Origin of the sequence: Streptomyces sp. NPDC096323, from assembly GCF_040302845.1 — a bacterium.
Taxonomy (GTDB): Bacteria; Actinomycetota; Actinomycetes; order Streptomycetales; family Streptomycetaceae; genus Streptomyces.
This window is the reverse complement of sequence record NZ_JBEOSI010000010.1, coordinates 198528-212884: the sequence shown is the minus strand read 5'-3', so window position 1 is coordinate 212884 and position 14357 is coordinate 198528. Positions and strand designations below refer to the sequence as shown.

The following is a 14357-nucleotide window of genomic DNA, read 5'->3' as shown; positions in this document are numbered from 1 at the left end:
CCCGACAGGTGAGATGATGTGGCGCCCGTCACATGCGGGACAGGCGCCGGCCGACCGGAAAGCCGGACATCCATGTGCATTTCTTGCACGGCTCTACCGGCCGGACTCCGGCCAAGGCCCCGGGGTGGCGACATCGGGCTCCAGCTCGGTGCGGGTGTCGAACAGCCGGAAGCCCCGGCGCAGATAGTTGGCCATGGCGTGCGGACCGTCCTTGGAGCAGGTGTGCACCCACACCCGCTTCGTCGCGGGCCGCTCGGGCCACCGCTCCGCCAGGTCCCACGCACGGGCGACCCCGTACGAGAGCAGATGGCCCCCGATCCGGCGTCCCCGGAAGGCCGGGAGGAGACCGAAGTACATGATCTCGACCACGCCGTCGTCCTGCGGATCGAGCTCCACGTAACCGGCCGGCGTCCCGTTGGCGTACGCGACCCAGGTCTCCGCGCCCGGCCGGTCCAGCACCTCCTGCCACTGCGCGTACGTCATCGGCAGTCGGTCCGTCCACTGGATGTCGCCGCCGACCGCCGTGTAGAGGAACCGGCTGAACTCGGGCAGCGGCACCTCGGACCGGACGATCCGGACCTCGGGCCCCGGCGCCGCCGCGGGCTGCAGGTCGTCGGGGGAGGTCTGCTCGAGGGACCAGACGGTCACCTCGGCGAGGGCGGAATCGGCTGGACGCGCGGGGTTGCTCATGACTGCCAGGGAACCACGCCCCACCGCCCCGCCCCAAGCCGGTCCCGCGGAGCGGACGACCGGGACCTGCGGGAACAGCGCGCTCAGGAGGCGCCGCGGGCCGCCACCACCACCGGCGCCTTCGACCGCGGCAGCAGATCGCCCGGGTGCTCCGGGCCGATCACCTCCACCTCGACCCCCTCACGGAAGCGGTACGGGCGGTGCGCCAGCACCTCCGCGAGATGGCGCCGAAGCCGCGAGATCTCGGCCCGGACCGTCACTGTCCTGGTCGCATCGCCGAAGATGTCCTCCGCCAGCTCGGAGGCCGTACGCCCCTCCGGGTGCAGGGCCAGCGCGTACAGCAGCTCGGCGTGGCGCGGGGAGAGCCGCTGCGTCCATGTGCCCACCGGGCTCACCACGTTCACCAGGAGGCCGCCCGGCAGGCTCAGATCGAGCACCACCCGGCGCGGCGGGCTGTCCATCGCACCGTCCGCCACCTGCACCAGCCAGCCGCCAGGCAGCGGCTCCACCCGGCACATCCCGAGCGAGGGCAGCCACACCCGCCCCGGCTGCACGGACTTCGGCAGCGGCAGCCGCTCCACCGGCGGCATCCCGGTGACCGCGGCCAGCCAGCCGTTGGCGTCCACCGCCAGCGCCCGGCCCCCCAGCCGGCTCAGCATCGGCGCCGCCACCGAACGCAGCCGGTCGACCGACCGCAGGTGCCGGACCCTGATCTCGCTCTCCGCCAGCCGGGCCACCGAACCGACCAGGGCGAGCGTCGTGGGATGGAAGGTGTTCGCCGGCCCGCTGATGTCGACGATCCCCATCAGCCGGCCGTCCCGCGGATCGCGCACCGGCGCCGCCGCGCACGTCCACCCGTGCAGACTGCGGACGAAGTGCTCCGCGGAGTGGACCTGCACCGGCGCGCGCGAGGCGAGCGCCGTACCGATCGCGTTCGTGCCGGTGATCTCCTCCGACCAGGCCGCGCCCTCGGCCAGACAGATCTCGTCGGCCCGGCGCAGGATCCCGGTGTTGCCCTGGCGCCACAGCACCCGGCCCTCCAGATCGGTGACCACCATGATCTGCTGCGAGGCGTCCGCGATGCTCACCAGACCGTCGCTGAGCAGCGGCATCACCTCGCCCAGCACCGAGCTCCGGCGCCGGTGCTCGATCTCCTCCTGCTCCAGCAGGACGCTCTGGGTGGTCTGTTCCGGGTCGATACCGCTGCGCAGCACCCGGTCCCAGGAGGCGCCGATCTCCGCCCGCGGCCGGACCGGCATCGGCTGACCGGTCATCCGCGCCTCCCGGGCACGGTGGAGCAGGCGCGTGGACCGGTCGGACTCCTGCCCGGCCGGCCGCATCACCTCAGCAGGCCTTGCCTCCACGTCGGACTCCCCCCAGGACCTCTCGGTGCCAGTGCCACAGTCAGTGCGTACCAGGACCGTGCCAAGGGCTACGTGGCCATCCTGCCGCGTCGCGAGGTCCCGGTGTCGCAACTCCACCCAATGGTTGCAACCCTCTGCAACTCTGGCGACGGCCCCCCGGCCGTACAAGAGTGGCGGAACACCGAGCAGCGGGGTTCCGGCTCCGAAGTCCGGTGTGTACAGCATGGGGGGTGGTGCCGTGTCGGCGCAGCACCACCCCCTGTTGCTGGCCCCCCGGTCAGCGCTCCACGGGCCGGGCCCGTTCCACGACCGACGCCAGGTCCAGCGTGTGCGGCAGCGTCCCGAACGCCGCACCCCACTCCCCGCCCAGGCGTGACGCGCAGAACGCGTCGGCCACCTCCGGCGGAGCCCAGCGCACCAGCAGCGAACCCTGAAGCACCAGGGCCATCCGCTCCACGAGCCGGCGGGCGCGCGCCTCGATCCCCTCAAGATCGGCGAGCTCGGTCAGCAGGCCCTTGATCGCCCTGTCGAGCCGGTGGTCGGCGCCCCGCGCCCGTCCCACCTCCTGGAGGAACGCGTTCAGCGCCAGCGGCTCGCGCCGCAGGGCGCGCAGCACATCCAGCGCCTGTACGTTCCCCGAGCCCTCCCAGATCGAGTTCAGCGGAGCCTCGCGCAACAGCCGGGGCATCCCCGACTCCTCCACGTACCCGTTGCCGCCCAGGCATTCCAGCGCCTCGGCCACCAGCGGCGTGCACCGCTTCGTCACCCAGTACTTCGCCGTGGGCACCGCGATGCGCAGGAACGCCGACTCGCTCTCCGTCCCGGCGTCGTACGCGGCCGCGAGCCGCATCGCCAGGACCGTCGCGGCCTCCGACTCCAGCGCCAGATCGGCCAGCACGTTGCGCATCAGCGGCTTGTCGACCAGCACCCCGCCGAACGCGCTGCGGTACGTGGCGTGGTGCACGGCCTGCGCCACGGCCTGCCGCATCAGCGCCGCCGAGCCCGTCACACAGTCCAGCCGGGTCGCCGCCACCATGTCGATGATGGTGCGAACCCCGCGCCCCTCCTCACCGATCCGGCGCGCCCACGTCCCGTCGAACTCGACCTCCGCCGAGGCGTTGGAACGGTTGCCGAGCTTGTCCTTGAGCCGCTGGATCGCGAACACGTTCCGCGTGCCGTCCGGCAGCACCCGGGGCAGCAGGAAGCACGTCAGCCCGCCGGGAGCCTGCGCCAGCACCAGGAACCCGTCGGACATCGGAGCCGAGCAGAACCACTTGTGCCCGGTGAGCAGGTATTCGCCCTCACCGGACAGCGGCTCGGCCCGCGTGGTGTTGGACCGCACGTCCGTGCCGCCCTGCTTCTCCGTCATGCCCATCCCGAGGAGTGCCCCGGCCTTCTGCCCGGCCGGCCGCACCTCCTCCTCGTACACCCGCGAGGTCAGCAGCGGCTCCCATTCCGCCGCCACCGCGGGTTCGGTCCGCAGCGCGGGGATCGCCGCGTGCGTCATCGAGAGCGGGCAGCCGTGGCCCGCCTCGGCCTGGGTCCACACCAGGAAGCCCGCGGCCCGGCGCACATGCCCGCCGGGGCGGTCCCACGCGTCGGTGAGGCCCGCGGTGACGGCATGGCCGAGCAGCCGGTGCCAGGCCGGATGGAACTCCACCTCGTCGATGCGGTGCCCGTAGCGGTCGTGGGTCCGCAGCTTCGGCGGGTTCTCGTCTGCCTGCGCTCCCCACTCCGCGGCCTGGGCGGAACCGGCGGACCGGCCGAGCTCGGTGAGACCGGCCCGCGCATCGTCGAGCACGTCCGCCGGAAGGTGCCGTTCCACGGCTTCGGAGAGGGCCCGGTCCGCGCCGAAGACGTCGTAGCCGAGGAGCGGAGGGGCCTGGTTGGACACGGTGTGGGTGCTGGCTGCCATGCCGATACGGTAAGGACGTGCAGGCAGCAAATGAAACACCCGAGCGGTCACCGGGCCGGCTCCACCGGGCCAGAGTGCTCTATCGCAACGTGTCCAAGCGCCAACTGGTCTGGCAGTTGCTGAAGGACACCGTCAATTCGTGCATGGAGTACCGCATTCTGGGACTCGCCGCCGAGGCGGCGTTCTTCACCCTGCTGTCCCTGCCCCCGCTGCTCCTCGGACTGATCGGCCTGCTCGGGTACGTCGACGAGTGGACCAGCACCACGACGGTCGCCTCCATCGAGCGCAACATCCTCAGCGCCGCCCATACGGTGCTCTCCGAGCGCGGCGTCAAGGACTTCGCCAAACCGCTCCTGGCGGACGTCACCACCGGGGCCCGGCCCGACGTGATCTCCATCGGCTTCGCGATCGCGCTCTGGTCCGGCTCGCGCGCGGTCAACGTCTTCATCGACACCATCACCGTGATGTACGGGCTCGACGGTCAGCGCGGCATCGTCAAGACCCGGATGCTCGCCTTCCTGCTGTACGTGGTGGCGCTGCTGCTGGGCGCGGTCGTGCTGCCGCTGCTGGTGGTCGGCCCCGACCGGGTCGTGGAGTTCATCCCCTGGGGCACCGAGGTCATAAGCGTCCTGTACTGGCCGCTGGTCATATTGCTCTCCATCGCCTTCCTGACGACGCTCTACCACGTGTCCGTCCCCGTCCGCTCGCCGTGGATCGAGGACATGCCGGGCGCCCTGATGGCGCTGGCGATGTGGGTGCTCGGCAGCTTCCTGCTGCGGATCTACCTCACCAGTACGGTCGAGGGGCCCACGATCTACGGGTCACTGGCCGCCCCCATCGCCGTATTGCTGTGGATCGGCATCTCCGCGTTCGCTGTCCTGGTGGGCGCCGCGGTCAACGCGGCCATCGACCGGGTGTGGCCGTCGGTGGCGACCGCTGCGGCCCGCGCCGCCAACGACCGGGTGCGCGCGGTGCAGGCGGCCGAGATCGTGGCCCGCGCCCAGGCGGAGGCCCGCTACGGCAGCCTCTACGACGACGATGACGAAGGGGACGACGGCGACAGCCCGTACATGCCGTCCGAGTTCCCGGAACGGTGGTCGCGGTTCCTGCCGCCCGACGACGTCAAGTCCCGGCTGCAGCCGAGCCGGGAGAAGGACCAGGACAAGCCGCACCCGCAGGGCGACTGAGACCGGTCCGGCCCGTCAGACGGCGGGAGGGGCGGAAGCGGCGGGAGGGGCTCCCGGGGCCGTCGGCGCCTCTGCGGACGAGCCCGGCGACCACGACAGCTTGACGGTCAGATGGCCCTCCAGCGCGCTCTTGGCGATCACCGCCCCGGCCTCGGCGGTGATCTTCACCCCGAATTCGAGCTCCACCCCGTCCGGCTTCAGGGACCCGTCCCGGAACACCGCGAGCGCGGACTGCGCCGCCGACCGGATGCCCTGGAGCGCCTCGTCGAAGGTCCGTTCCGCCCGGGCCAGCGCATGCCCGTCGCGGGCGACCAGCTGCGCGCCCGGAGCGTGCCGGTCGACCTCGACCGTCACCGTCTCGCCGCTGTCGGTGGTGAACTGCATCAGTGCCGCCATGACCGCCCCCGCGTTCCGCCTGTCCGCTGTCAGTCGACGAGACTAGTGCCCTGTCCGGCCGGGAGGCAGTCCGCCGGTGACGTGCCCGGGTCCGTCAGCGCCAGGCCGAGGGCCGCGCGTTCGGTGACCCAGCGCGTCGGGCGGTGGCGCGGGTCGCCCGTCGTGGCGTGCAGTGCCCGGTGCAGCTCCAGCATCCGGGCCGCGCCGATCCGGTCGCCCCAGGCCAGCGGGCCCACCGGGTAGCCGAGACCGGTCGTCACCGCCAGATCGATGTCGGCCGGCGTCGCCAGCGCGCGTTCCGCGATCGACGCCGAGACCGACACGATGGACGCGAGCAGCCGCTGTGCGACCGAACCGGCCGTGTCCCGTACCACCGACACCGCGAACGGCTCGCCGCCGTCCGCTGCCCGCGCCAGCACCGCGCGGGCGTCCCGCGCCGCCGCCGGCTCCGCGGCCGGGGTCACGGCCAGCACCCGGCGGCGCCCGGCCGGCGGTAGCGGGTCCACCCCGAAGGTGCGCCCCGCCGGCAGCCCGTCCGCGGCCACGGCCGAGGCGACCGTGTTGCCCCAGACCGGAACGAGCACCAGCGCCCCGGCCGACGGCCGCGCGCCGGACCCCACCGTGGCGCCCGCCGCCGTCAGCGCCTCCCGGAGCGCGGCGGCGTCCGCCTCCCCGGCCCGGCTCGCGGCGACGACGTGCACCGGCCGGTTCGCATCGCCGGTGACCGGCGCCTCGGGCGTGGGCGCGGCAGCCTCGGAGCCGTACGGGAACCAGCCGCGCCCCGTCTTGCGGCCGTGGAGCCCGGCCGTCACACGGTTCGGGGTCAGATACGAGGGGCGGAGCCGGTCCTCGTAGCGGAAGCCCTCCCAGATGGAGTCGATGACGGCGGCGGTCACATCGAGTCCGGTGAGGTCCATCAGCTCGAAGGGACCCATACGCAGGCCCAGCACGTCACGTGCGATGCGGTCGATGTCCGCCGGGTCGCCGACCGTCTCCTCCAGCAGCGCCAGCGCCTCCGTCACCAGGCCGCGCCCGGCGTGGTTGACGAGGAAGCCGGGGGTGTCGGCGACGGTCACCGCCCGGTGTCCGCAGCTCTCCACGAGCGCGGTCAGCAGCGGCGGGATCTCCGGGCGCGTGGCGGCGCCGGGCACGACCTCGACGATCCGCATCAGCGGGACGGGATTGAAGAAGTGCAGCCCGGCCAGGCGCGTCGGGTCCTTCAGCCCGGCGGCGATCCGGGTCACCGACAGCGAGGAGGTGTTGGTGGCGAAGACGGCCGAGGCGGGCAGCGCCTGCTCCAGCCTGCCGAAGACCTCCGCCTTGGTGGCCAGATCCTCCCGTACGGCTTCCACGACCAGCTCGACGTCGGGGCCGTCGGCCCACGGATCGTCCAGCGGAACCAGCCGGTCCACGGCGGCGTCCGCGTCCTCGGCGGACATCCGGCCCTTCTGCACGGCCCGCTCCAGCATGGACCGTACGAAGCCGGCGGCCTCCGTCACCGCCTCCGTCCGCACATCGCACAGCTCGACGGTGTGTCCGGCCGTGGCCGCCCACTGGGCGATGCCGCGGCCCATGGCTCCGGCGCCGACGATCCTGATACGCATGGTGGTCATGGTCCTCTCGATGGGGTGGGTGGGTGGGTTGGCGGACGGGCGGGCGCGGATCAGCGCAGGTACACGCGGCCCGGGTCGACATCCTCGCGCAGCAGCCGCAACTCCGCCGCGGTCGGGGGCGGCACCTCGTCGACCGTGTCGGCGACCCGCAGGTCCCAGCCGGTGGCCGCCCTGACCTGCTCCACGGTGACCCCGGGCTGGACGGCGACCAGTCGCAGCTCCCCGCCCACGCCCTCGCGGGCCATGATGCCCAGCTCGGTGATGACCCGGGTCACGCCGGCGCCCAGCGGGCGGATGCCCTCGGCGAGCGCGCGGTCGGGCCCCGGCGTGGTGCAGAAGTCCAGCTCGGCCGGGAAGGAGCGCGGATGGTGGCGGCGCATCACCACGAAGACCTCGCGGGCGTTGGCCATTACCTCGACGCCGCCGCCCGAACCGGGCAGCCGGACCGTCGGGCTGTCCCAGTCACCGATCACCGAGGTGTTGAGGTTGCCCCGGCGGTCGATCTGCGCGGCACCGAGGAAGCCGACGTCGATATGGCCGCCCTGGAGCACACAGCCGAAGAGCATGGGCATCGAGATCACCGCCTCCGCGCCCGTGATCAGGACCGCGTCGGCGATGGTCTCCGGCAGGTGCGAGGGGTGGGCGCCGCAGACCCCGGACTCGTACACCACCTCGATGTCCGGGGCGACCGTCAGACGGGCCAGCTCGGTGGCGAGGGTCGGCAGCCCGATCCCGGCGAACACCGTGCGGCGCGCGGCCAGTTCGCGGGAGGCGACGACGGAGAGCAGCTCGGACGCGGTGGCGGTCATGGTCCGTTCCTTCTGTTGTCCCCACGCGGCGGTCCCTCCCAAGGCGCTCACAGCCGCCGCCCATAGTTGACCGGCTCGCTCAGCGCCTCGCCGACCGCGAGCCCCGCCCAGAACTCCTCGCCGAGCCTGTCGACGTACTCCGCATGGTCGGCCGTGCCGCGCACCCACTCGTCCAGCCAGTCCTGGAGCCGCCGCGGGTCCTTGCTGATGTGCGACCAGGCCCGGTAGAAGGCGTTGTCCCGGTCGTAGTAGCCCTGCGCGAACGAGGGGTGCGCCCCGCGCGGACAGTGGACCACCGCGTCGACCGCGCTTGCGGGGACCAGTGTGCGGTTGGGGTCCGCGCGGATCACCTCGTCGCCGACGATCTCCTCGACGACGACGATCGCCTTGTCCGCCGCGTACACCGCCTCGGCCTGGACGCCGGTCAGCCCCCATATCTGGGTGTTGCCCCGGCGGTCGGCGCGCTGCGCGTGGATGATCGTCACATCCGGGTTGACAGGCGGTACGACATAGATCTGCTCGGGCGCGCCGTCCGGACCCGGGTAGGGCGAAGTGACCTTGCGCAGCGCGCTGTTGACGGACGGCAGATCGCTGCCGCCGTAGGAACGCAGCGGGTAGAACGGCAGCCGCTGCGACCCCGCGAGATAGCGGCAGACCATCCCGTAGTGGCTGTACTCCTCGAAGGCGAGGGGCGCCGGATCCGCGCTCTCCACCCGCCGGCGGAGCTCACCGAGCGAGCCGGCCGACGAGTTGCCCACGAACGAGGAGACCAGCCGGGTCACACAGCCCGCGGCGAGCATCTGGTCCACGACGATGTCCGCGGTCATCCGTACGACGGTGAGGTCGCGGCGGCCCTGGCGGATGATCTCGTGCCCCGCCGCGGTCGGGACGAGATGGGTGAAGCCTTCGAGGCAGACAGTGGTGCCGTCGTGGACGAAGGCGGCGATCGCCGCCTTCATCGACATCCTCTTGTCGGCTCGGTCCGGTCGGTCCGTCGGGGCCACGGTGCTCCTCTGCGGGTGCGGGCGCGCGCGTCGCCCCACGGTGCCAGCGGCCATTGTTCGCTGTCCAATACCGAATTAAGCTCGGATCAAGACGACTGATTAATCAATGGGTGCTGAGGAAGAGGCGGGCATGGAGCTGCGTCATCTGTCGGCGTTCATCGCCGTGGCCGAGGAGCTGCACTTCGGCCGGGCCGCGAGGCGACTTCAGATGGCCCAGCCGCCGCTGAGCCAGCAGATCCGGCAGCTGGAGAAGGAGCTGGGCGTCCAGCTCTTCGAACGCAACACCCGCTCGGTACGGCTGACCAGCGCGGGGGAGTCCTTCCTCCAGCCGGTGCGGACCGTGCTCGACGACCTCGACACCGCGGTACGGGCCGCGAGGGCGGCCGGCCGCGGCGAGTACGGGCGGGTCCGCATCGGCTTCGCGGGCGCCTCCAGCCACGAGACGCTGCCCCGGCTGACCCGGGCGGTGCGCGCCGCCCACCCCGCCATCGAACTCGTCATGACCGGCCAGACGTACGCCAACGTCGCACTCGCCCGGGTCGCCGACGGCTCGCTCGACCTGGGATTCGTACGCCTGCCGGTGACGCAGCCGGGCGTGAGTTTCCGGGTCATCGACGAGGAGGAGCTGGTGTGCGCCCTGCCCTCCGACCATCCGCTCGCCGCCCGGGACAGCGTTCCGCTGGAGGTGCTGGCCGGAGAGCCGTTCGTCTCGTTCCCCGCGAACACCGGCTCCACCGTGCGTGATGCGATGGTCGGGGCGTGCGAGGCGGCGGGGTTCAACCCGCGGGTGGTGCAGGAGGCCCCCGACTCGTACACGATCCTCGCGCTGGTCGCCGCGGGCGTGGGGGTGACCCTGACCGTCACCTCCGTCCAGCACATCCAGCAGAGCGGCCTCGTCTACCGGCCCCTCGCCGGGCCGCCGATCAGGCGGCAGGCGGCGCTGGCCTGGCGGTCCGACAACCCCTCGGCCGCCCTGCGCGCGGTACTCGCCGTCGCGGAGGACGCGCTGCCCACGCCGTAGCGCCCGCTCATTGAGACGCGCCGCGTCTTGAATCAGAGGGAACTCGATATTGGACCGACTCAGTCGTCGAGTGGGAAGGTCAGGACACACCCTTGCCCTTGTCTGTCCCGCTCCCGGAAGGTCCCGCTGTGCCCGACCCGAACGACGTCGTGATCTGCGAACCGCTGCGCACCCCCATCGGCCGCTTCGGCGGGGCGTTCGCCGGGCAGACGCCGGCCTCCCTCGCCGCCCGCGTCATCGCCGAGGTCGTCGCCCGTACGGGAATCGACCCCGACCGGGTCGACGAGGTGATCCTCGGGCACGCCTACCCGTCCTCCGACGCCCCCGCCATCGGCCGGGTCGCCGCCCTGGACGCCGGGCTCCCGCAGTCCGTCACCGGCCTCCAGACCGACCGCCGCTGCGGCTCCGGGCTCCAGGCCGTCCTCGACGCGGCGATGCAGATCCGGGCCGGGTTCAGTGACGTGGTGATCGCCGGCGGCGTCGACGTGATGAGCGCCGCCCCGTACTACACGCACGACGGCCGCTGGGGCATCAAGGGCCCCGGCCTCCAGCTCCACGACTCGCTGGCCCGCGGCCGCGTCACCGCCGGCGGCGTCAACCACCCCGTGCCCGGCGGCATGATCGAGACGGCGGAGAACCTCCGCCGCGAGTACGCCATCAGCCGCGCCGACCAGGACGCCCTGGCCCTGCGCTCCCAGCAGCGCGCCGGCCGCGCCATGGCCGAGGGGAGGTACGAGGCGGAGACCGTCGCCGTCACCGTGAAGACACTCCCCCACTCTCGGCTGCGCTCGAGCGGGGGGACCCCCACGGGCGAGACGGTGGTCACCGCCGACGAACACCCCCGCCCCGACACCACCGCCGAACAGCTCGCCGCGCTCCGCCCGATCCTCGGCAAGTCCGACCCGGAGGCCACGGTCACCGCGGGCAACGCCAGCGGCCAGAACGACGCGGCGGCCGCCTGCCTGGTGACCAGCGCCGCCACCGCGGAGCGCCTCGGCCTCACCCCGCTGGTGCGCCTGGTCTCCTTCGCCCGCGCGGGCGTGCCCGCCGCCACGATGGGCATCGGCCCCGTCCCCGCCACCCGCACCGCGCTCGCCCGCGCCGGGCTCACCCTCGCCGACCTCGACCTGATCGAGCTCAACGAGGCCTTCGCCGCACAGGTGCTGGCCTGCACCCGCGAACTGGGCCTCGGCGAGAAGGACCACGAGGAGCGGATCAACGTCAACGGCTCCGGCGTGTCCCTCGGCCACCCCGTAGGCGCCACCGGCGCCCGCATCCTCGCCACCCTCACCAGGGAACTGCACCGCCGCGAGGCCCGCTACGGCCTGGAGACCATGTGCATCGGCGGCGGCCAGGGCCTCGCCGCGGTCTTCGAGCGCATCGCGCGCTGATGGACTCCGCCACCATCACCGCTTGGCGCACGGGGCCCGCCCTTGCCTGGCTCGCGTACCGGGAAGCCGGACAACGTGGCATCGGGACGCAGACCGATCTGCTCGCCTGAGCTCGGCCGCACGAAACGAACACGCGCCGCACCACGCAAGGGGAGACCATGGGCAGACAACGCATCACCGTCTGTCTGCCGCCCGTCCACCCCGACGCGCTGAGGCAGGCGATCGGGCAGGCCATGGCCCCCTTCTGGTACGACCGTGAGGACCGCCCCCACCCGGACTGGGTGGGGGCGTGGAGCTACTGGTTCGTCTCCGGGGCGGGCTGCCTCTTCGACGTGCTGCCCGGTCACGAGGACGACCCCCGCCTGGTGCGCTACGACGACTGGATCAAGGACCCCGAGGACCTGCCGCCCTCCCGCTGCCACGGCGGCCCGCGCGCCCTCCTCGACCTCGACACGCCCCGCGCCGCCGAGGCCCGCCGGGCGGGCGGCACGTGGACGGCGTACCACGCCTTCGCCGACCGCTACCCACCGGCGCTGCCCTTCCACCACTTCGCCGAGCGGGCCAGGACCCTGGAGCCCGAGCACGCCAGGGAGGCAGCCCTGGCCTCCTTCGGCGCGCAGCCCCTGATCCAGGCGATCGAGGCGGACCCCGCCCTGGAGGAGCGTTTCGGCTCCGACCCGGTCTTCCACTTCGACGAGGACCGGGAGACCTACGTGGCCCGCCATGTGACCGCCGTGCTGCCCACCCCCGCCCTGCTCACCCTGGACGGGCGCTGGGTGGAGGGCGGGGGCCCCGACCACGAGCAGATGTTCAACGCCTACCTGGACGGCCTGCCCGGCGACACCATGGTCGTGCGGGTCCTCTACCACTCGTGACGAACCGGCGCCGGGCTCGTCGCGCGCCGGGTTCCGGGATCAGCGCTTCATCAGGGCGAACACGCCCCACCCCAGGTACTCGCGCTGGTAACGGACGTGCAGCGCCGGTGCGGTGGCCAGCTCCGCGCGCATCTCGCCGGCCAGCTCGTCGTCGGGGTTCGCGTCGAGCCAGCGGCGGATGCTGAGCCACTGCGCCGCGACGTACCGGTCCCAGCCCTGCTGGTCGGCGAGCACCATCTCCACCACGTCCCAGCCCAGCTCCCCGAAGTGTTCGAGCAGCTCGGGCAGGGCGAAGAAGTCGTCCCGGGCCGTGGCGTGACACCCCTCGACGGCTTCCAGGTCCGGCGGCTCCCGGCGCCAGTACGGCTCACCGATCAGCAGCATGCCGCCCGGCCGCACCGAGCGCTCCAACAGCCCGACCGTGCCGGCCAAGCCGCCGCCGATCCAGGTGGCGCCCACGCACGCGGCCAGGTCGACGGGTTCCGGTGCGACATGCCCGGACGCGTCACCGTGCACGAAGGCGACCCGGTCCGCGACGCCCAGCTCCGCCGCCCGTTCGCCGGCGGCGGCGAGGAAGACGGTGCTGATGTCGACCCCGGTCCCTGTGGCGCCGTGATCGCGCGCCCAGGTGCAGAGCAACTCGCCGCTGCCGCAGGCCAGATCGAGGATCCGGGTCCGCGGAGTCAGGCGCAGGGCCCGGCCCAGGGTGGCCAGGTTCTCCTCGGTGAACGGATTGTGTACGCGATGGCCGCTCTCGCGGATGGTGAAGGCACGGGGAAGGTCCACGCCGGGGAAGCTAGGCCGTCCCGCCGCCGCCGTCCACCGAATTACCTGCCGTTCCAGGGGAACGCGCTCGCCGGCCGCGGGAATCTGCGTCCCCGCTTCGCCCCCCGTACAGATAGCTCGCGGCGCCGTTCAGCGTGGCCCGGCTCCACTCCGCCACCTCGGCCGGGCCCATCGCCGCCCAGTCCGGGGTCCGTTCGACCATCGCGTGCCCCAGCCTGCGGCCCAGGGCGACCAGCCGGGCGCCCTCGTCCGACCGCTCGTCGGCGTACCGTCGCAGCGCCTCGGCCGCGGACGACGAGGCGCGCAGGACCCGCTCGAGGCAGAGCGCGTCCTGCAGCGCCTTCGTCGCGCCGCTCGCGGTGTGCGGGCGGGTGATGCTCGCAGCGTCGCCCGCCAGCAGGAAGGGCGGCTCCGCGACCCGGGGCACATGGAAGTCGGCGACGTCGTGGCACGCCAGGGAGGTGTGCACGCCCCGGCCGACGACCTCGGCCCAGTCCGGGGGGAAATGCTCCTCGGCGACGCGCCGCACGTACTCTTCGCGGCCGGCGGCCCACGACGGCGGCGGAGGCGGGCCGTAGACGGCGTAGGCCAACAGCCGGGACCCCTCGACGGCGCCCGGGATCAGATAGAACACGCCGTGCCCGCCACGGAACCCCAGCGTGATCCAGGCGGTCCGCAGCAGTTCCCGCAGATGCGGCTGGGCCACGAGCGCGTCGAGCGGGAGGGTGCCGCGCCACACCACGTATCCCGCAGGAACCGGCCGCACCAGCGGCGCGACGGCCGAACGGGTGACGGACCGCGGCCCGTCCGCCCCGACGACGATGTCGTACCGTTCCTCCGAGTCCACCGTACGGATCACCGCCCCGCCCGACGGGTGGCGCACCACCTCCGTGACGGGGCGGCCCCGGTGGTACGTCACGCCGTCGGCATTGGCACGCAGGGTGCGCCAGAGCAGGCCCCAGTGACAGGGCGTCACCGCGCTGTCGTGCCGGGCCAGTTCCCGTGCGGTGCGCTGCCCCGGCACCCGGGCGAGCCATACCCGTGAAGGCACCGGTGCCGTCGGCATGCCGGCGTTCAGATACCCGGCCCCGACCAGTTCCGCGTGGAGCGGAGGCGGGACGACGATGCCGAACCCCCGGTCCTCCAGCGCCCCGTCGCTGCGTTCGTACACCGTGACGTCGGCCCCGGCCCTGACCGCGGCGATCGCCATGGCGCAGCCGGCGACGCTCCCGCCGACCACCCCGACGCGTAATCCGGCTCCCGCCACGTCCGCCACCGCTTTCTCCCGTTCGTGCCCGGCACCCAT

Annotated in this window: 13 protein-coding genes; 4 read left to right on the top strand and 9 right to left on the bottom strand. The window is 73.0% G+C overall.

All coding sequences use genetic code 11. From position 1 onward, the window contains the following. Positions 1-93: 93 nt before the first annotated feature. The 3 genes from ABTX18_RS27205 to ABTX18_RS27195 form a co-directional block, all read right to left on the bottom strand. On the bottom strand, positions 94-690 hold the full coding sequence (locus ABTX18_RS27205) for a GNAT family N-acetyltransferase (protein ID WP_352125385.1): 597 nt from the start codon (positions 688-690) through the stop codon (positions 94-96). An 83-nt stretch (positions 691-773) separates the two neighbouring features. Then, entirely contained in the window at positions 774-2030 is a 1257-nt protein-coding gene (locus ABTX18_RS27200) for a helix-turn-helix domain-containing protein (protein WP_352125566.1), read from the bottom strand. A 301-nt stretch (positions 2031-2331) separates the two neighbouring features. Further along, positions 2332-3969, bottom strand: a complete 1638-nt coding sequence (locus ABTX18_RS27195; protein ID WP_352125384.1) for an acyl-CoA dehydrogenase family protein — start codon at positions 3967-3969, stop codon at positions 2332-2334. Between the two features lie 74 nt (positions 3970-4043). Between ABTX18_RS27195 and ABTX18_RS27190 the strand changes: the two genes are divergently transcribed. Then, complete coding sequence (locus ABTX18_RS27190) at positions 4044-5156, top strand: YihY/virulence factor BrkB family protein (protein WP_352125565.1); 1113 nt, start codon at positions 4044-4046, stop codon at positions 5154-5156. A 15-nt stretch (positions 5157-5171) separates the two neighbouring features. On the opposite strand, the gene ABTX18_RS27185 is transcribed toward ABTX18_RS27190, so the two are convergent. From ABTX18_RS27185 to ABTX18_RS27170, 4 genes are read right to left on the bottom strand one after another with little or no spacing between them, the layout of a single operon-like run. Then, the gene (locus ABTX18_RS27185; RefSeq protein WP_352125383.1) at positions 5172-5552 is read right to left on the bottom strand and encodes a CU044_2847 family protein; all 381 of its coding nucleotides are present in this window, start codon (positions 5550-5552) and stop codon (positions 5172-5174) included. Positions 5553-5581: 29 nt separating this feature from the next. Next, on the bottom strand, positions 5582-7156 hold the full coding sequence (locus ABTX18_RS27180; RefSeq protein WP_352125564.1) for a 3-hydroxyacyl-CoA dehydrogenase: 1575 nt from the start codon (positions 7154-7156) through the stop codon (positions 5582-5584). Between the two features lie 59 nt (positions 7157-7215). Further along, complete coding sequence (locus tag ABTX18_RS27175; protein WP_352125382.1) at positions 7216-7974, bottom strand: CoA-transferase subunit beta; 759 nt, start codon at positions 7972-7974, stop codon at positions 7216-7218. 47 nt (positions 7975-8021) lie between these two features. Continuing rightward, positions 8022-8939: a CoA transferase subunit A gene (locus ABTX18_RS27170; RefSeq protein WP_352125563.1), complete on the bottom strand. Its 918-nt coding sequence runs from the start codon at positions 8937-8939 to the stop codon at positions 8022-8024. Between the two features lie 169 nt (positions 8940-9108). On the opposite strand from ABTX18_RS27170, the gene ABTX18_RS27165 reads away from it, so the two are divergent. The 3 genes from ABTX18_RS27165 to ABTX18_RS27155 all read left to right on the top strand — a co-directional run bounded on the left by ABTX18_RS27165 (position 9109) and on the right by ABTX18_RS27155 (position 12265). Beyond that, positions 9109-9999, top strand: coding sequence for a LysR family transcriptional regulator (locus tag ABTX18_RS27165; RefSeq protein WP_352125381.1), 891 nt, complete (start codon positions 9109-9111; stop codon positions 9997-9999). A 128-nt stretch (positions 10000-10127) separates the two neighbouring features. Further along, positions 10128-11390, top strand: a complete 1263-nt coding sequence (locus ABTX18_RS27160) for an acetyl-CoA C-acetyltransferase (RefSeq protein WP_352125380.1) — start codon at positions 10128-10130, stop codon at positions 11388-11390. A gap of 158 nt (positions 11391-11548) precedes the next feature. Beyond that, positions 11549-12265 carry a hypothetical protein gene (locus ABTX18_RS27155; RefSeq protein WP_352125379.1) on the top strand — a complete coding sequence of 239 codons (717 nt, stop codon included), beginning with the start codon at positions 11549-11551 and terminating at the stop codon, positions 12263-12265. 39 nt (positions 12266-12304) lie between these two features. Here the strand turns inward: ABTX18_RS27155 and ABTX18_RS27150 are convergent, their stop codons facing one another. After that, the gene (locus tag ABTX18_RS27150) at positions 12305-13051 is read right to left on the bottom strand and encodes an SAM-dependent methyltransferase (RefSeq protein ID WP_352125378.1); all 747 of its coding nucleotides are present in this window, start codon (positions 13049-13051) and stop codon (positions 12305-12307) included. A gap of 10 nt (positions 13052-13061) precedes the next feature. After that, positions 13062-14327 carry an FAD-dependent monooxygenase gene (locus ABTX18_RS27145; RefSeq protein ID WP_352125377.1) on the bottom strand — a complete coding sequence of 422 codons (1266 nt, stop codon included), beginning with the start codon at positions 14325-14327 and terminating at the stop codon, positions 13062-13064. Positions 14328-14357: the final 30 nt, after the last annotated feature.

Bases quoted from the DNA above. Each gene is read 5' to 3' on its own strand.
- ABTX18_RS27205 (WP_352125385.1), bottom strand. From the start codon at position 690: ATGAGCAACCCCGCGCGTCCAGCCGATTCCGCCCTCGCCGAGGTGACC.
- ABTX18_RS27175 (WP_352125382.1), bottom strand. From the start codon at position 7,974: ATGACCGCCACCGCGTCCGAGCTGCTCTCCGTCGTCGCCTCCCGCGAA.
- ABTX18_RS27185 (WP_352125383.1), bottom strand. From the start codon at position 5,552: ATGGCGGCACTGATGCAGTTCACCACCGACAGCGGCGAGACGGTGACG.
- ABTX18_RS27195 (WP_352125384.1), bottom strand. From the start codon at position 3,969: ATGGCAGCCAGCACCCACACCGTGTCCAACCAGGCCCCTCCGCTCCTC.
- ABTX18_RS27180 (WP_352125564.1), bottom strand. From the start codon at position 7,156: ATGCGTATCAGGATCGTCGGCGCCGGAGCCATGGGCCGCGGCATCGCC.
- ABTX18_RS27155 (WP_352125379.1), top strand. From the start codon at position 11,549: ATGGGCAGACAACGCATCACCGTCTGTCTGCCGCCCGTCCACCCCGAC.
- ABTX18_RS27200 (WP_352125566.1), bottom strand. From the start codon at position 2,030: ATGCGGCCGGCCGGGCAGGAGTCCGACCGGTCCACGCGCCTGCTCCAC.
- ABTX18_RS27165 (WP_352125381.1), top strand. From the start codon at position 9,109: ATGGAGCTGCGTCATCTGTCGGCGTTCATCGCCGTGGCCGAGGAGCTG.
- ABTX18_RS27170 (WP_352125563.1), bottom strand. From the start codon at position 8,939: ATGTCGATGAAGGCGGCGATCGCCGCCTTCGTCCACGACGGCACCACT.